Origin of the sequence: Massilia sp. CMS3.1 (genome assembly GCF_051262535.1) — a bacterium.
Lineage (GTDB): Bacteria > Pseudomonadota > Gammaproteobacteria > Burkholderiales > Burkholderiaceae_D > Telluria.
Genome location: NZ_JBIMES010000016.1, coordinates 43,690 through 60,684 on the forward strand (window position 1 = coordinate 43,690; position 16,995 = coordinate 60,684).

General features: G+C 62.2%; 16 protein-coding genes. 9 read left to right on the forward strand and 7 right to left on the reverse strand.

The features are described 5' to 3' along the window. Positions 1-15: 15 nt before the first annotated feature. Positions 16-1,872 (reverse strand): M1 family metallopeptidase, encoded by a 1,857-nt coding sequence (locus tag ACHAC9_RS20890; protein WP_435763008.1) that lies wholly within the window; start codon positions 1,870-1,872, stop codon positions 16-18. 165 nt (positions 1,873-2,037) lie between these two features. Between ACHAC9_RS20890 and ACHAC9_RS20895 the strand changes: the two genes are divergently transcribed. Then, positions 2,038-2,613, forward strand: coding sequence for a TMEM165/GDT1 family protein (locus ACHAC9_RS20895; protein ID WP_435763013.1), 576 nt, complete (start codon positions 2,038-2,040; stop codon positions 2,611-2,613). On the opposite strand, the gene ACHAC9_RS20900 is transcribed toward ACHAC9_RS20895, so the two are convergent. Both ACHAC9_RS20900 and ACHAC9_RS20905 read right to left on the reverse strand, forming a co-directional pair. Next, positions 2,614-3,552 carry a PfkB family carbohydrate kinase gene (locus ACHAC9_RS20900; RefSeq protein ID WP_435763015.1) on the reverse strand — a complete coding sequence of 313 codons (939 nt, stop codon included), beginning with the start codon at positions 3,550-3,552 and terminating at the stop codon, positions 2,614-2,616. It lies immediately after the preceding gene. After that, on the reverse strand, positions 3,549-4,169 hold the full coding sequence (locus ACHAC9_RS20905; RefSeq protein ID WP_435763017.1) for a glutathione S-transferase C-terminal domain-containing protein: 621 nt from the start codon (positions 4,167-4,169) through the stop codon (positions 3,549-3,551). Before ACHAC9_RS20905 ends, ACHAC9_RS20900 begins: the two co-directional genes overlap by 4 nt. Positions 4,170-4,315: 146 nt before the next feature. Here ACHAC9_RS20905 and purB point away from each other — a divergent pair, with 146 nt between their 5' ends. Next, entirely contained in the window at positions 4,316-5,695 is a 1,380-nt protein-coding gene (purB, locus tag ACHAC9_RS20910; protein WP_435763020.1) for an adenylosuccinate lyase, read from the forward strand. A 70-nt stretch (positions 5,696-5,765) separates the two neighbouring features. On the opposite strand, the gene ACHAC9_RS20915 is transcribed toward purB, so the two are convergent. Beyond that, a complete protein-coding gene (locus ACHAC9_RS20915) occupies positions 5,766-7,715 on the reverse strand; it encodes a TonB-dependent receptor plug domain-containing protein (protein WP_435763022.1) in 1,950 nt (649 codons plus the stop codon). A 206-nt stretch (positions 7,716-7,921) separates the two neighbouring features. On the opposite strand from ACHAC9_RS20915, the gene ACHAC9_RS20920 reads away from it, so the two are divergent. Genes ACHAC9_RS20920 through ACHAC9_RS20930 form a run of 3 tightly spaced genes read left to right on the forward strand, consistent with a single transcriptional unit; the run spans position 7,922 to position 9,617 of the window. Further along, complete coding sequence (locus ACHAC9_RS20920; protein WP_435763024.1) at positions 7,922-8,458, forward strand: cytochrome b; 537 nt, start codon at positions 7,922-7,924, stop codon at positions 8,456-8,458. 14 nt (positions 8,459-8,472) lie between these two features. Further along, positions 8,473-9,027 carry a YceI family protein gene (locus ACHAC9_RS20925; protein WP_435763026.1) on the forward strand — a complete coding sequence of 185 codons (555 nt, stop codon included), beginning with the start codon at positions 8,473-8,475 and terminating at the stop codon, positions 9,025-9,027. Positions 9,028-9,047: 20 nt separating this feature from the next. Further along, complete coding sequence (locus ACHAC9_RS20930) at positions 9,048-9,617, forward strand: YceI family protein (protein WP_435763029.1); 570 nt, start codon at positions 9,048-9,050, stop codon at positions 9,615-9,617. A gap of 90 nt (positions 9,618-9,707) precedes the next feature. On the opposite strand, the gene ACHAC9_RS20935 is transcribed toward ACHAC9_RS20930, so the two are convergent. After that, a complete protein-coding gene (locus tag ACHAC9_RS20935) occupies positions 9,708-11,201 on the reverse strand; it encodes a hypothetical protein (protein ID WP_435763032.1) in 1,494 nt (497 codons plus the stop codon). Between the two features lie 302 nt (positions 11,202-11,503). On the opposite strand from ACHAC9_RS20935, the gene ACHAC9_RS20940 reads away from it, so the two are divergent. The 4 genes from ACHAC9_RS20940 (at position 11,504) to ACHAC9_RS20955 (ending at position 16,034) form a co-directional block, all read left to right on the forward strand. Continuing rightward, positions 11,504-11,773 (forward strand): GlsB/YeaQ/YmgE family stress response membrane protein, encoded by a 270-nt coding sequence (locus tag ACHAC9_RS20940; protein WP_435763034.1) that lies wholly within the window; start codon positions 11,504-11,506, stop codon positions 11,771-11,773. A gap of 63 nt (positions 11,774-11,836) precedes the next feature. Continuing rightward, on the forward strand, positions 11,837-13,114 hold the full coding sequence (locus ACHAC9_RS20945; RefSeq protein ID WP_435763037.1) for a phospholipase D-like domain-containing protein: 1,278 nt from the start codon (positions 11,837-11,839) through the stop codon (positions 13,112-13,114). Between the two features lie 126 nt (positions 13,115-13,240). Beyond that, positions 13,241-15,400, forward strand: coding sequence for a S46 family peptidase (locus tag ACHAC9_RS20950; RefSeq protein WP_435763039.1), 2,160 nt, complete (start codon positions 13,241-13,243; stop codon positions 15,398-15,400). 163 nt (positions 15,401-15,563) lie between these two features. Further along, complete coding sequence (locus ACHAC9_RS20955) at positions 15,564-16,034, forward strand: hypothetical protein (protein WP_435763042.1); 471 nt, start codon at positions 15,564-15,566, stop codon at positions 16,032-16,034. 125 nt (positions 16,035-16,159) lie between these two features. Here ACHAC9_RS20955 and ACHAC9_RS20960 read toward each other — a convergent pair whose 3' ends face one another. After that, positions 16,160-16,582, reverse strand: a complete 423-nt coding sequence (locus ACHAC9_RS20960; protein ID WP_435763045.1) for a DoxX-like family protein — start codon at positions 16,580-16,582, stop codon at positions 16,160-16,162. Continuing rightward, positions 16,554-16,991, reverse strand: coding sequence for a thiol-disulfide oxidoreductase DCC family protein (locus ACHAC9_RS20965; RefSeq protein ID WP_435763047.1), 438 nt, complete (start codon positions 16,989-16,991; stop codon positions 16,554-16,556). Before ACHAC9_RS20965 ends, ACHAC9_RS20960 begins: the two co-directional genes overlap by 29 nt. Positions 16,992-16,995: the final 4 nt, after the last annotated feature.

Consider the following 16,995-nt stretch of genomic DNA (forward strand, 5'->3'; position numbering starts at 1 on the left):
TCTTCGGTTCCTTTTTTATTGCGACTTCATCGCTTTGTCGACGCCAACTTGCGTCTCTGGGTGGTAGCGCTCGCGCGCCGCCTTGTACACGCCTTCGGCCCAGGCGCGGTCCTGCGGGTTCGCGCGCAAGGCCGTGTACAGCGGCACCACGAACTTCTTGCGCCCGACGCTCATCAAGAAAGCCTGGAGCTGCGGGCGCATCTCGCGGTAGCCGGCGTGCGCCGCCGCGCGGTAGAAGCGGAAGGCGATTTCGTTGTTGCCGCTCCTGGAGAGATTGAAGGCGGCGTCGAGCTCTTTCAGGCGCGCGGCGTCTGCCTTGTTGTCGATGTCGTTCAAGAACTTCATCCACTCGAGCGCGCTCCAGCCCTTCGTGCCCAACTTCGAGGTCGGCGTGTCTCCCTTCAGCCAGGCCGCGGTCGCCGCATCGAGTGCCACCAGGCGCTGCGACTTCGCGTACTTGGCGCTCGCCGGGATGCCCGGGCCGTACAACCACTCGTCGAGTTCCGCGTCGCTCATCACCTGCGGGTGTTTGGCCAGCAGCTTCGTACGCAGGTAGGCCACGAACTGCTCGGTCGTCACGCTCTGGAAGGCGTGGCCGTCGAACCAGCCGCGGAGAAAATGGTCGAACACATCGCGGCCGGCGCGCTCCTCCAGGGTGCGCAGCAGCCAGGCGCCCTTCGGATAGGCCAGGCCTTCGTCGGTGTAGGTAGCGGGCGATGTGTCCGGGTCGCGCGTGAGCAGTGCCTGTTTCGCTTGCGGCAGGTCCTTCAATGACTCGATCGCCTCTTCCTGCTCGAGCTGCAGGTTCATGGTCGCGACCTCTTCGCCATACAGTTTTTCCAGGATGCGGGTCGTCACGTAGGTGGTAAAACCTTCGTTCAGCCACCAGTGCTTCCACGAGGCGTTCGTCACCAGGTTGCCCGACCAGCTGTGCGCCAGTTCGTGGGCGATCAGGTCGACCAGGCTGCGGTCGCCCGCGATCATGGTCGGGGTCAGGAAGGTCAAACGCGGGTTTTCCATGCCGCCGATCGGGAACGAAGGCGGCAGCACCAGCATGTCGTAACGTCCCCAGCGATACGGGCCGTAGAGCGATTCGGCGGCGGCGACCATCTTCTCGGTATCGGCCAGTTCATAGGCGGCAGCCTCGATGCGCTTCGGCTCGGCGTAGACGCCGGTGCGTCCGCCCAGCGTGCGCGCCTCCAGTTCGCCAATGCCGATCGCCAGCAGGTAAGCGGGAATCGGCTGCGGCATGTTGAACTTCCAGCCTTTATCCCCGGTCGCCTTCGGATCGTTATCGGCGCTCATCACCACGCGCAGGCCGGCAGGGGCCTGGATCCGGGCGGTATAAGTAAAACGCACCGAGGGCGTGTCCTGCACCGGGGCCCAGGAGCGCGCATTGATCGATTGCGACTGGCTGAACATGAAGGGGTGCTTGCCCGACAGGGTTTGCACGGGCGTGAGCCACTGCAGCGCACTGGCGGTGGGCGCGGTGCGGTAGTAAATGCGCACCTTCGGCGCCTGCCCGGGCAGGTCGATGTGCAGGGCTTGCCCCTTCTCGGCATCGAATTTGTCGAGCGTGTATTTGACGGACGACCAGCGCCCGCGGGCGTCCTGCGCTTCGATCTTCGAGATCGCCAGCTCGCGCGTGTCGAGGTCGAGGCGGCGCGCGTCCTTGTCGAGCCAGTCGAGCGTCAGCTCGGCGTGGCCGGCGAGCGTCTTCTTCGTGAAATCGGCTTTCAGGTCGAGGTGCAGGGCGCGTGTCCTGACCTGGTCGTAGTTGGCATAGCTGAGCGGATCGAGCGCATAAGCGGCGCCGCCGTGCAGGCCGAGGATGGCGGCGGCAGTGGCGCGCAGGAGGGATCTGAGGTGCATTTATGTGATGAAAGGCTGAGCGGAGGGCGCGAGAAGAATAGCATTGATCAGATAGCCGGGAAAGCGCGCCTTTCGCCTCGTGTCGCGCGCGTATTGATGCGCTGCTGAAAAGCCGACTCTGCTATGATCCGCGCTCTGCTTTAATCTGCGTTATCCGCTGCTCTTATGGATGCCTTTCTTGTCGCAACCGGCATCGTCGCCCTCGCTGAAATCGGCGACAAGACGCAGCTCCTCGCTTTTCTGCTGGCCGCCCGTTTTCGCCGCCCATTGCCGATCATCCTCGGCATCTTCATCGCCACCCTGCTCAACCACGCCTTTGCCGCCGCCGTCGGCGCGCTGGTGAGCGAACTGCTCGGCCCATCCGTGATGCGCTGGGTGCTCGGCCTGTCGTTCCTGGGCATGGCGATCTGGACGATGTTCCCGGATCACATCGACGAGACCGAAGCGACCATCGCCAAGTTCGGCGTGTTCATGACGACCCTGCTCGCCTTTTTTGTCGCCGAGATGGGCGACAAGACGCAAGTGGCCACCGTGGCGCTGGCCGCGCGCTATACCGAGATGGCGATGGTGGTGGCCGGCACCACGCTGGGCATGATGATCGCGAACGTGCCGGCGGTGCTGTTTGGCGAGCGGATTGCGAACAAGGTGCCGCTGAGGCTGGTGCACGGGATCGCGGCCGTGATGTTCATGGGGCTGGGGATGGCGACGCTCATGGGGGCGGGAGCGGATTACGGCTATTAATTACCGCCAGCGCGTCATCCACTTGTCGTAAAACCCCAGATCGCGCGGCACGGCGCCGGGAATCGCGCAGATCGCGCCGGCGAATTCGTTGGCGCGCGCCAGGGTCAGTTCGAGCGGCCAGCCGCGTGCGCGCCCTAACAGGAAAATCGCCGAAAACGCATCGCCTGCCCCGACCGTGTCGATGACGAACGCCGGGGGAGGCGTGTCGCGGGTGTCGACGGTGACGCCGCCGGCGCCGAAGTACACCGAGCCGCGGTGTCCTAGCGTGACGATCAATGCCTGCAGTCCGAACATCTGCAGCAGCGCGCCGCAGGCTGAGCGGGTTTCGTCGGCGGCCATCGGCGGGTCGTTCGGACCGAGCTGGAAATACCAGCCGAACAGCGCCTGCAGCTCGTCCTCGTTGACCTTGGCGATGTCGGCCGCGTGCAGGGAGTCGGACATGGTGCGCTCGTCGACCTCGCCGTCGCGCAGGTTCACATCGAGGAAACGGGTGCCGGTGGTGCTGGAGAGCAGCGCCTTCAAGGTGCCGCGCGAACGCTCGCCGCGCTGCGCCAGGGTGCCGAAATAGAAGGCGCCGGCATCGACCGTCTTGGCGGCCGCCAGCGCTTCTTCGCACGCGATGTAGTCGTAGGCCTGGTTCGGCACGATGACGAAGCGGTGTCCCTTGGCGCCGCGCTCGACGATGACGCGGCCAGTCTCCTCGATCGGGTCGCGCTGCAGTCCGGCCTGCGACATGGCGAAGCGCTCGAATTGAGCTGCGATGGTCTCGCCATTGCGGTCGCTGCCGACGCGCGTGATCATCAGTTGCGGCGCCATGAAGGCGGCCAGGTGGCGCGCGACATTGAAGGGCGCGCCGCCGACGACCTGCTCGGTGGCGAAGTCGTCGACCAGGGCTTCGCCGAAGACGATGGTGCTGGCCGTACCAGTGGTCGCACTCATGCCTCGAACGGCGCCGTGTCACGGAACGAAGCCCGCTCGCTGAGCTTGTCGAACAGTTTCGCCAGGTTCGGGTAGTCGTCGCGCCAGCCGATGTCGGGGAAGCGGAACGTCAACCAGCCGAGTGCACAGCCGACCGCCACATCGGCCAGCGTGTACGACTTGCCCATGCAGAAAGGCTGCTCGCCGAGTTTTTCCGACATGACCGCCAGGCCCGCGTGCACCTTGCCCAGCTGGCGTGCTATCCACTGCGGGCTCTGCTGCTCTTGCGGGCGCAGCGTCTTTTCCAGGCGCACCAGCACGGCCGCATCGAGCACGCCGTCGGCCAGCGCTTCCCACACCTTCACGTCGGCGCGGTCGCGCCCGTTCCCGTTGGGAGGCAGCAGCTTGCACACGGGCGTGAGCGTGTCGAGGTATTCGGCGATCACGCGCGAATCGTACAGGGCACTGCCGTCTTCCATGACGAGGCAGGGCACCTTGCCCAGCGGATTGGACTGGTGGACCTGGGTATCGGCGCTCCACACGTTGTCGAGCTCGAACGAATAGTCGAGCTTCTTTTCCGCCATCACGACGCGGACCTTGCGCACATAGGGACTGGTATTCGAACCGATGAGTTTCATAGATGCTCGGAAAGAGGGATTTGCTGACAGTATAACATCGGCCCGGCTGGCAAAAACGGCCTGTGGGGCCCGTTTCGCTGTGCCGGCAACAAGGTCGAAGATCCGCACCGGTGGTAAAATCCGCGTTTTTGCACGGACCGCCCGCCATGACTGCTACCGCCCCACTTTCTTCCTTGTCGGCACTGTCGCCGCTCGACGGCCGCTACGCGTCCAAGACCGACAAACTGCGCCCGATCCTGTCCGAAGCCGGCTTCATGCATCACCGTGTAATGGTCGAGATCGCTTGGCTGCAGGCGCTGGCACAGGCGGGCTTCGACGAGATCAAGCCGTTTTCAAGCGCAGCATCCGCTCACCTTGACGGCATCGCGGCAGGCTTCGACGAAGCGGACGCCGCCCGCATCAAGGAAATCGAAGCGGTTACGAACCACGACGTGAAGGCGGTCGAATACTGGCTCAAGGAACAAGTGAAAGATGTGCCGGAGTTGGTGCTTGCCTCCGAGTTCATCCACTTCGGCTGCACCTCGGAAGACATCAACAACACCAGCCACGGCATGATGCTGAAAACCGCGCGCGACACCGTCATGCTGCCGGCCCTGCAAGGCATTGTCGCCAAACTGACGGACATTGCCCACACCAACGCGGCGCTGCCGATGCTCTCGCGCACCCATGGCCAGACGGCCAGCCCGACGACCCTGGGTAAAGAATTCGCCAACGTCGTCGCGCGTCTGCAACGTGCGGTCAAGCGCATCGGCGATGTCGAGATTCTGGGCAAGATGAACGGCGCGGTCGGCAATTACAACGCCCACCTGTCGGCCTATCCGGGCTTCGACTGGCCGGCGTTTTCAAAAGACGTGATCGAGTCGCGGCTTGGCTTGACCTTTAACCCGTACACGATCCAGATCGAGCCGCACGACTACATGGCCGAGATGTTCGACGCCATCGCGCGTGCCAACACGATCCTGCTCGACCTGAACCGCGATATCTGGACCTATGTCTCGCTGGGCTATTTCAAGCAGAAACTGAAAGTCGGCGAGATCGGTTCGTCGACCATGCCGCACAAAGTCAACCCGATCGACTTCGAGAATTCCGAAGGCAACCTGGGCCTGGCGAACGCCATGCTGCGCCACATGGCGGAAAAACTGCCGGTATCGCGCATGCAGCGCGACCTGACCGACTCGACGGTATTGCGCAACATCGGCGTCGCCTTCGGCTACACGCTGCTGGCCTACGACAGCTGCCTGCGCGGCCTGAACAAGCTGGAAGTGAACGCTGCCAAGCTCGAAGCGGACCTGGATGCGAACTGGGAAGTGCTGGCCGAGCCGGTGCAAACCGTGATGCGCCGCTACGGCATCGAGAATCCGTACGAGCAACTCAAGGAACTGACGCGCGGCAAAGGCATCACCAGGGAAGCGCTGCGCGAGTTCATCGGCACGCTGGCGGTGCCGCAGGAAGCCAAGGATTTGATGCTCTCGATGACGCCGGCGAATTACACGGGCTTGGCGGCAGAGCTGGCGAAAGCGATTTAAACGTTCGAACGCTTAGTCGGAAAAAAGCCCGCACCAGAGATGGTGCGGGCTTTTTTATATCCGCGGTAGTTCAGTTTTGCCAGACCAGCTTGACGCCCACTTCGCGGCCCAGTTCGAGCCGCGATGCGATCGGCCCGTATTCTGCGTGGCCGCCATTCAGGTTCCGGCCAATCACCGACAACGCGAGGTTCGGCTGCAGGCGCCAGCCGAAGCGCGCGTCGAGCGCCCAGTAGCCCGGCACCGACGGATTTTCCAGCGCCGCCACCTTGCGCAGCGCCAGTTCCAGGTCGCGCTTGTCGTCGAAGCTGTAGTTCGAGCGCAGCTGCAAGGTGTGCGACGGATCCTTGCCGGCGTTGCGCGGTCCGGCGATATCGTTGCTGCCGGATTTCAGGCGCAGGCGCTCGTGCAGGGCCGTGTAGCCGGCCGACATGCGCCAGTCGTCGCTCAGCTGGTAGCTGCCCCACATTTCGATGCCGGTCGCGTCCCCTTCCATCAGGCTGCCGAAGGTAATGAAGGTACGGGTCGGATCGATTTCCTGGGTGCGCAGGTGGTCGTACTCGTTGTGGAACAGCGTGGCCGAGTAGGACAGCCCGGCCAGCGGCTGGCCCCGGTAGCCGAGTTCGAACACCTTCGCCACTTCGGAGCGTACGCGCGGGCCGCCGCGCAGCAGGTAGGGCGGGCGTCCCGGGACATAGGCGTCGACGTCGAGCCGGGTCGGTGCGCGCACGGTGCGCGAGAGCGCGGTCCACAGTGCGTGCTGCGGGTTCAGGCGCCACGACAGGCGCGCCGTCGGCAGCAGTTCGTTGCCGGTGTAATCGTTGCGCTCGACCCGGGCGCCAAGCGTCAGGGAAAGGTCGGGACGCAGCGCGATCTCGTCCTGGGCGAACAGGCTGGCCCAGGTCTGTTCCTCGCGCGCCGGCAGGAAAGCGATCACCTCGCTGTTCGTGACATTGTCCCAGCTGTGCCGGTAGTTCGCGCCCCAGACCAGGCTGTGCGCGCCCCAGCGTGGCAGCGAGTGCTGGAACTGGACGTCGGCGATGTTGAGCGACTCGGAAAAGGTCGGCGGCACGTCGCGCCGCGTATGGTCGAGGTAGGCTTGCACGGCGAGGCGGCCGCCATCGGCCAGGGCGCGTTCCCAACGCCCCGTCAGGTTGGCGCCCTGGGTGTCGATGTCGGCCAGGCGTAGTGCCATGCCGCTGACCGAAATGGCGCCCGGTTCGGGTTGTTCCGGCTCGCCACGGTGGGCGTTGCCGTTGAGGCTGAAGACATCGCTGCCGCGTTCCCAGTCGGCGCGAAAACCGACTTGCACCTGGTTCCAGGCATCGTTGATACGCCCGCCCGCGGCCGTCTCGCCGTGAGCGCGTGTCAATGCCTTGCCGTAGACGCGCCAGCTGGCCTCGCCTGCCCGTCCGCCCTGGCGGAAAGCGAGGTCGCCGCCATCGCTGGCGTTATGGAGGACCGCCAGGCTGCCCTGGGTGGCGTGCGCCGAGCGCGTCGTGATATTGATCACACCATTGACCGCGTTCACGCCCCACATGGTGCCGCCTGGTCCACTGATGACTTCGATGCGTTCGACATCGTCCAGCACCACGTCCTGCATGTCCCAGAACACACCGGAAAACAGCGGCGCATACACGGAGCGGCCGTCTATCATGACCAGCAATTTGTTCGGAGCACTGTTGCCCGTCCCGTTCAGGCCGCGTGCGCTGATGGAATAACCATAGCTGCTGACCTGGCCGACATGCAGGTTGGGCGCCAGGCGCAGCGCGTCGGGAATGCTGCGGCTACCTGCGCGGCGGATGTCGTCGGCGGTGATCACGAAGACCGAGGCCGGCGCGTCGAGCAAACGCTCCGGCTTCTTCGACACCGACGTCACCTGGATATTCGCCAGTTCTTCGATCGACAAGTCGGCAAAATCGACGCCTTGCGGATTGGCGGCATGCGCCTGGCTCGCCAGCGCGGCGGCGAATAGCAGGACGGACACGCGACGGCGTGGCCGGCTGGGTGAAAGATTGGTCATACAACTCCTCGACAGGGCAACTGGCCCGCTTTATTCTGCGATTTTGTGTGAACGCGCGCTCATTCCAATTTTACATTCACAGGGGCCGCTGCTGTGCACGTTTAACAATCCATGCTAGTGTAAGAAAAGAAACATGCACCTGACGAGCGGGATTCCACCTTTTTTGCTATAGTTTAGTTCTAATCAGTACTAACCCCATGGCAATCATGCAGCGTTACTCCCTTCCCGCGATCGTCCTGCATTGGCTGATTGCGCTCCTGATCATCGCTACCTTCACGCTGGGCCTGGTGATGACCGAGATCCAGGGACTGACGCCGACCAAGCTGCGCTATTTTTCCTGGCATAAATGGGCAGGCGTGACCGTACTGGCGCTGGCCACGCTGCGCCTGCTGTGGCGCCTGCGCAGCAAGCCACCCGCCTATCCCGCCGCCATGCCGGCCTGGCAAATCCGCGCCGCGCATGCGCTGCATGGCTTGCTGTATGTCCTGATGTTCGCCGTGCCGCTGTCCGGCTATTTCTACAGCCTGGCCGCCGGCGTGCCGGTGGTGTACTTCGGCCTGTTTTCACTGCCCGTCCTGATCGAGGCCGACCCGGTCCTGAAACCCGTGCTCGGCGCCCTGCACTATTGGCTGAACATGGTACTGGCGGCGTGCGTGGCAGTGCACGTGCTGGCCGCGTTCAAGCATGTGCTGGTCGACCGCGACGGCATCGTGCAACGCATGTCGCCCTTTCCGACGAAATGAAATAAGGAATTCATATGAAACCTGTGCATGCCCTCGTCCTCGCTTCGCTGTTCGCCAGCGCCCTTGCCGGCGCCGCCGTGCTCAAGACCGACCCGGCGAAGAGCAGCGTCGTCGCCGTCTTCAAACAGATGAACGTGCCGGTCGAAGCGAATTTCAAAACCTTCACGGCCCGGATCGACTACGACGCCGCGCGCCCGGAGGCGTCGAAGGCAGCGGTCGACATGGTCACCGCCAGCATCGACCTGGGCGACGCCGAATACAATCGCGAGGTTTCCAAGAAGGAGTGGTTCAATACGGCGCAGTTCCCGAAAGCGAGCTTCGTCTCGACCTCGATCAAGCCGGCCGGTCCGGGCAAGCTGACCGTGGCCGGCAAGCTGACGATCAAGGGCAGGACCGCCGACGTGAATTTTCCGTTGACGGTAAAAACCGAATCTGGAAAACACCTTTTCGAAGGACAGTTGCCGATCCGCAGGCTCGCTTTTAATATCGGCGAAGGCGAGTGGAAAGACACGAGTATGGTCGCCGACGAAGTTGTCATCAAGTTCCGCGTCAGCGCGGGAAATAATTAATTCATTCACCAAGGACTCTTATGAAACGCAAGCTCCTCATTGCCGCCACCCTCGCCACCAGCGCCGGTTTCGCCTGCGCCGCAGCCGATACTTATAAAATCGAGCCGAATCACACCTACCCGAGCTTTGAAGCCGACCACATGGGCATCTCGGTCTGGCGCGGCAAGTTCACCAAGACCGACGGCACCATCGTGCTCGACCGCGCCGCGAAAAGCGGCAGCGTCGACATCACGGTCGATATGAACAGCATCGATTTCGGTCACGAAAAAATGAACGCGCACGCGAAGAAGCCAGACATTTTCGACGTCGCCAAGTACCCGACCGCCACCTTCAAGGGCAACAAGCTGCGTTTCGAAGGCGAGAACCTGGTGGCCGTCGAGGGCGACTTCACCCTGCATGGCGTAACGAAACCGCTGACCCTGAACATCGCCAAGTTCAAGTGCATCCAGCACCCGATGCTGAAACGCGAAGTCTGCGGCGCCGACGCGCATGCCATCTTCCAGCGCAGCGACTATGGCGTCAGCTTCGGCCTGCCGAACTTCTCGCCGGAAGTGCGACTGGCGATCCAGGTAGAAGCCGTCAAGCAGTAAGTTTTAGCGGCCCATAAGAAAAGCCCCGCTACCTTCCGGCAGCGGGGCTTTTTACTTTACAGCCTGCAATCGGTCGACGAATCGGCCCGATTAACGGCCGTCACGGTCCGCGTCGCCTGGAATGGCGCGCTCGACCTTGTGCCATGCAGCGCGGCTGGCCGACTTGGCTTGTTCCCACGACAGGCGCGAATTGCCCTTGGTGGTGTTCCAGTCGTTCGACAGGGTCGACTCGTTCTGGTCGTAGCTGCCTGGATAACGGCTCTTGCCGTTGTAGCCCAGCGCATACGCCGGCTGGTAGTCGTCGTAGGTGTAACCCGGGGTGTATTCCGCCTGGGTCTGGTAGGTGTTGCGCCAGTGTGCGTCTTCCTCAGCTGGGTTCACCAGGCCGCCGACGCCTTTGCCGGCCATGCCGCCGACCGCGGCACCGATGCCCGCGCCCACCGCCATGCCGATCGGGCCGCCAACTGCACCGATCGCCGCGCCTGCAGCAGCGCCGCCGCCGGCGCCAACGCCTTTGGCCAAGTTATGGTCGCTGCGCTCGTCGTCAGGCTTCGAGTTGACGACTTCGCCGACGCCACGGCCCGTCGCGCCACCGGCCAGGCCGCCGATCACGGCACCTGCAGCCATGCCGATCGGACCGCCAACAGCACCGATGGTCGCACCAGCGACTGCACCGCTGGCGCCGCCGACGCCTTGCGCCAGGTTATGGTCGTTCAGGTCGTCGGTCGCCTTCGGGTTCACGACTTCGCCAGCGCCACGGCCGGCTGCGCCGCCCGCCAGGCCACCGACGATAGCGCCCGCTGCCATGCCGATCGGGCCGCCGACGGCGCCGATTGCCGCGCCAGTAGCCGCACCGGCAGCAGCACCGGTACCTTTGGCCAGGTGGTGTTCGGACAGGTCGTCACCCGATTTCGGGTTCACGACTTCGCCTGCACCTTTACCAGCCATGCCGCCGGTGATACCACCGATGGCGGCACCTGCGACGGTACCAATCGGGCCAGCAACGGAACCGATGGCAGCACCGGCGAGTGCACCGCCAACGGCGCCAACGCCGGTGCCGATGACGTGCGAACCACCGCTGTCGGTCCACGAACGTTCGATGTGCGCTGCGTCTTCATCCGAACGGGCATTCACGCCCATCAGGATGCCGCCGCCCTTGATGCCTTCTTCGTAGTGCGCTGCGCGCTCTTCAGGAATACCGGCACCGATCAGGGCGCCGATCAGGCCGCCGGTCAGGCCACCGGCACCAGCGCCGGCGAGGGCTGCGGCCAGCGGGCCGGCGACGACCAGGCCCAGGCCTGGCAGCACGAGGGTGGTGCCGACGGCGGCGATGCCTGCCAGCACGGCGCCAATGGTGCCACCGATACCTGCGCCAATGCCGGCGCCTTCGGCGGCCTTGCTGCCCAGTTCAGTATCGGTATCGCCGAAGTGGGTCTTGCGGGTTGAATCCGACATCATCAGATTGACGTCGTCCTTGCTGTAGCCGCGGTCGGAGACCGTGTTATAAGCACGCTCTGCGGTGGCGCGGTCCGGGAACAGGCCGGTGACCATGCGCGAATTCTGCTTATCGTTGTCGTAGCTCATGATGTATCCCTTTCAAAGGTATCGGTGGTGCGTTCAGGTCTTGCAACATTGGGTTGCCAGTGATCGAACAATATGCCCCGCAGACACACTCTTCTGTACGCTGACGCACCCACTTCAGAACATTCCATACGGCAACTCGATCGTAAAAAAGAATCGACTGACGGAACGCGATTTACAGATTCATCGTCTAACGTTCGTTGCCGCACCGACTTGGGACATCGGCGATCTGTAGACTTTTTTACATGGTCAACGCAATCAATTGGCCTCGGGTAGGTTTTGTTTACTAAGAGGAGGAACTAAAAATGCTATTTATCATCTGGATCGTCGTTGGTGGTATTCTGGGCTGGCTTGCAAGCATGGTCATGAAGACGGATGCAGAGCAAGGCATGATTCTGAACATCGTGGTTGGTATCATCGGCGCCTTCCTGGGCGGCTGGTTGCTCTCCCCACTGTTCGGTTCTGGCACTATCAATTCGGATGACTTCAGCGTATCGTCGCTGCTGGTTTCCTTCCTGGGTGCTGTCATCCTGCTGGCTATCGTCAACCTGCTGCGTCGCGGCCGCGTACGTTAATCAGTGGTATGCCCCACCTGACCAACGCTTTCACGCGTTGGTTTTTTTTCGCCTGGACTTTTAATGAACGCCAGTAAAATCACCGTTTCCATTTTCACTTGCCTGGTGACGCTCGTCGTCGGCTTTCTGGCGCTCAATTTTATGCCGAGCGAAAAGCAGATCGAGACCCAGCTCACCCGTCAATACGACATCCACGACGCCCAGTTCCGGCGTTCGATGGGCGTGCTGCTGGGTCCCCCCATCATCGAAGGCAACAAGGTCGAGACCCTGGTCAACGGCGACCAGATCTTTCCATCGATGCTGGCCGCCATTCGCGGCGCACAGAAGACGATCACCTTCGAGACCTATATCTATTGGTCGGAATCGATCGGCGAAGAATTCTCGAACGCGCTGGCCGAGCGCGCGCGCGCCGGCGTAAAAGTGCATGTGATGCTCGACTTCATCGGCAGCATGAAGATGAACGACGAGGCCATGCAAAAGATGCACGATGCGGGCGTGCAGGTGCAGCGCTATCACAAGCCGGCCTGGTGGAAGCTGGCACGCCTGAACAACCGGACCCATCGCAAACTCTTGATCATCGACGGCAGCGTCGGTTTTACGGGCGGTGTCGGTATTGCGGACCACTGGCGCGGCAATGCCCAGGACGAAGATCACTGGCGCGACACCCATTTCCGCATCGAAGGCCCGGTGGTCGGCCAGATGCAGGCCGTATTTACCGATAACTGGACCAAGTCCACCGGCGTCGTGCTCGACGGTTCGGCCTATTTCCCGCCCTTGAAAGCGGTGGGCAGCATGCCGGCCCAGATGTTTTCCAGCTCGCCTACCGGCGGCAGCGCCAGCATGCACCTGATGTACCTGATGGCCATCACCGCCGCGCGCACCTCGATCGATTTGTCGGCCTCGTATTTCGTGCCCGACGAACTGACCATCCGCGCGCTGGCCGCCGCCGCGAAACGCGGCGTCAAGGTGCGCATCATCTTGCCGGGCAAGGAAATCGATGCCGGCATCGTGCGCCTGGCCTCGCGTGAACGCTGGGGCGACCTGCTGAAGGCCGGCGTCGAAATGGCCGAATACCAGCCGACCATGTTCCACGTGAAGTCGCTGACGGTCGACGCGCTGATGGTCTCGGTCGGCTCGACCAATTTCGACAACCGCTCGTTCAGTATCAATGACGAAGCCAATCTGAACGTGCTGGACCCCGAATTCGCACGCGCCCAGATTGCGATTTTCGAAGACGACTGGAAACTGGCACGCCGCATGACACTGACGGCCTGGAACAATCGTTCTTGGGGAGAAAAGATCGGTGGCGAATTTGCATCGCTGTTCGGCTCGCAACTGTAAATACCGTTTGCACAGCGCTTTCGGAGTCCGGAAATATCGGTTGACGAGCTGGTGAGGGATTACGGATACTCTCGGGATGCCCTGTTTGGGTACGACGTATCCGATAACCTTCATGATCGATCGCGAATGAAAAAGACTCTCCTCTCGCTGGCCATCCTCTCCAGCTTCGCCGCACAAGCGGACGAAGGCATGTGGATGCCACAGCAGCTGCCACAAGTAGCCCAGCAACTGAAAGCCGCCGGCCTCGAGCTCGATCCGGCGGCGCTGACCAAACTGACCGAATTCCCGATGGGCGCGATCGTCAGCCTGGGCGGCTGCTCGGCTTCGTTCGTCTCGCCGCAGGGCCTGGTCGTCACCAACCACCACTGCGTCTACAACAGCATCGCCGTCAACTCGACGCCGCAGCGCGACCTGCTGGCCAACGGCTTCCTGGCCAAGACCCTGGCCGAAGAAGTGCCGGCCTCGCCTGGCAGCCGCGTGTTCGTGACCGAGGAAGTGGCGAACGTCAGCGACCAGATCATCGATGCCAAAGTCGCGAAGCTGACCGGCAAGTCGCGTATCGACGCGATCGAAAAGAACCAGAAGGAAATGGTTGCAGCCTGCGAAAAAACGCCGGGTTACCGCTGCACCGTGGCCAGCTACTACGGCGGCCTCGAGTTCTACCGTTTAAAACAGCTGGAAATCCGCGACGTGCGCCTGGTGCACGCGCCGCCGTCGGGCGTCGGTAAATTCGGTGGCGACACCGACAACTGGATGTGGCCGCGCCACACCGGCGACTACGGTTTCTACCGCGCCTACGTCTCGAAAGACGGCAAGGCCGCCGACTACTCGACCGACAACGTCCCGTACGTACCGAAGCACCACCTGAAAATCGCCACCGAAGGGTCGAAAGAAGGCGATTTCATCATGGTCCTCGGCTACCCGGGCCGCACCAACCGCCACCGCCTGCCGTCGGAAGTGCAGTACACCTTCGACTGGAACTACCCTGCCTTCGTGCAATCCTCGGGTGACGTGCTCGCCATCATCGAGCGCGAGACGAAGAACGACCCGGCTGCCAAGCTGAAGTACGCCGGCCAGGTCGCGAACGTCAACAATTACTACAAGAACCGCAAGGGTATGCTGACCTCCTACGCGGACAGCGACTTCCTGGCACGCAAGAGCGCCGAACACAATGCGATGAAGGCCTGGGTCAACGCCGACGGTGCCCGTAAAAAGCAATTTGCCGGCGACATCGAAACGGTCGAGAAGCTGATCGCCGAGCGCGACAGCCAGACGAAGGAAGGCTTCTACCTGGGTTACGCCCAGCCACGTTTCCTGAGTTCGGCGCGTACCCTGTACCGTCTGGCCAACGAGCGCACCAAGCCGGATACGGCGCGTAAATCGGGCTACCAGGAACGCGACATGGCACGCATGAGCTCGGTCATCACCGGCCAGGACCGCACCTACGACGAGAAAGTCGACAAGGCGCTGGTCATGCACTTCCTGACCAAGTACCTGGCCCAGCCGGCCAAGGAACAGGAGACGGCCTTCAACAATGCCCTCGGCATTCGCGCAGGCATGAGCCAGGACGAACTGAAGGCTGCGATCGACAAGGCCTATGCCGGCTCGAAGCTGGCCAACAAGGACGAGCGCAGCGCATGGCTCAAAAAGTCGCCGGCCGAATTCAAGGCCAGCAACGACAGCTTCATCAAGGCAGCGGTCGCCATGTACGACGCCGACCTGAAGGACGAAGCCAAGGGCGAAGAGCTCGGCGGCAAGATCCAGAAGTCGTACGCCGCCTACATGAAGGCAAAGATCGCCTACATGAACAGCCGTGGCCAGGCGGTCTACCCGGACGCCAACGGCACCCTGCGCGTGACCTTCGGCAAGATCGCCGGCCGCGAACACGGCGCCGACGGCACCGGTTCGTGGACCGCGTTCACCACCGTCAAGGGCGTGGTCGCAAAGCACACCGGCGAAGGTGAGTTCAACGCCCCAAGCGCCCAGCTCGCTGCCATCAAGGCCAAGGACTTCGGCAAGTATGTCGACCCTGCGCTGAAGACGGTTCCCGTGAACTACCTGGCGACGCTCGACATCACCGGCGGCAACTCGGGTTCGGCAGCACTGAACAAGCGCGGCGAACTGATCGGCCTGGCCTTCGACGGCACCCTCGATTCGATCATCTCGGACTGGGACTTCAATGCGGCCAACACGCGCGACATCCAGGTCGACGTGCGCTACATGCTGTGGAACATGAAGCATGTGGACAAGGCGGATAACCTGCTGAAGGAAATGAACGCGCTGTAATGGCGTGCGGCGCGAAGGCGTCTCGTTCAACGCAAAAAGCCACGCTGCCGGAAGGCGCGTGGCTTTTTTATTGTCCTTGCGGCGACCACGGCGAGCGGCCAGGGCGCGGTATTGCCCTTATGTTAAGATCACGGCAAGATGAAATTTTCCGGAAAGCGACAAGATGAAGCAGTGGATGAACATCGGAACGGCATCGTGCGCGCTATTGCTTTCGGCGAGCGTCGACGCAGCCGCTGCGCCGGCAGCGCAACAAGAAGCCGCTATTGTCGGTGCCTGGCAGGAAGGCATGACGCCTCGGATGTCTACCTGGAACGCCAAGCAAACGCAGATGGCGAAGACGTCGGGCCTGCTCGGCCCCATTGTCGAATACAAGGCGGACCATACCTTCGTGGTGTACCCGCCATGCGGCTCAAAACAAGAGGCGCTGCGCAAGGCTGGTGTGCAGGCAATCAAAGGAACATGGGAACTGACCGAGACGGGTAGTCTCGTCTCGCAGATCGATGGCGGCGGCAAGTTGCTGAAAATCGAGACCACATTGACCTGGCAGGATGGCCAGATGATCTTGCTGAACAAGAATGGCAGCGTGGCACAACAGGCCGGCCGTTATGCGGGGCCGCTACCGCCAGCGTGCTGAGGCGTACTGAAGCAAAAAGCCACGCTGCCGAAAGGCGCGTGGCTTTTTATTTTGTTCCCGCTTGAGGGTGTTGAACCGGCTGACCGGTGCAATGCACCGCCATTTTTTCTCTACCGTCGACATGATCATCCTGATCTGGTTCCCGATATTTTGGCGCCGGCAGGCGCTTGCGTCACGATCACGACATAGCCGATAAACATGGTTGCCAGATTGAGCGTCACCGGATTGAACGCTTCAATCAACAGGTCGGGCCTGACGATCATGACGTCAACCAGCAGCGCTGCCAGAAGCGCGATGGCCGCATACACCGGCAGCAATGATCTTCTCCATAAGACGAGAGCAAGACCGAGCAGGATCTCGAGCGCACCGGCCAGCGGAGAAATGACGGATGCATTCAACCCGTGCGCGCTGGCCAACTCCACTTCCATCGCACTGAGCCAGAGGATCTTCGGCACCAGACCATGATAAATAAAGACGAACGCCAGCATGCAGCGTGCGGCGATATGGATGCGCACGAGGCTAGCCTCCACGCAGATATCTTCCTTCATGGTCCGGCGTCGGCAGCGAACAATAGTCGTACTTCCCGAATAGCGCATAGCGGTTGCGTGCAATCCGGTCGTACATCCAGTTCCTGAGCCGTTGCGGGATCGGCTTGAACACGAGAACAGCTTTCCAAGGAAAGCCGAGTTCGCGCATGACCACGAAAAACGCATCGCTCTTCTCGAAGCATCTCCCATGACGCACCACCAGCATCGTGTCGTAGTACTCAGTCGGATAGCCGAAGTGCGCCAGGATTGCCTTGCCTTCGGGTGACTGGACACTGGCCAGCCTGAACCTGCGCCCGTGGTCGTGACGAATCAGAAAATTGCTCCACGCATTGCACAGCTTGCAGACGCCGTCGAACAGGATGAGGTTTTCCTGGTCCTTCAAATACGGGACGTGGCTCGTTGATTCCATGATT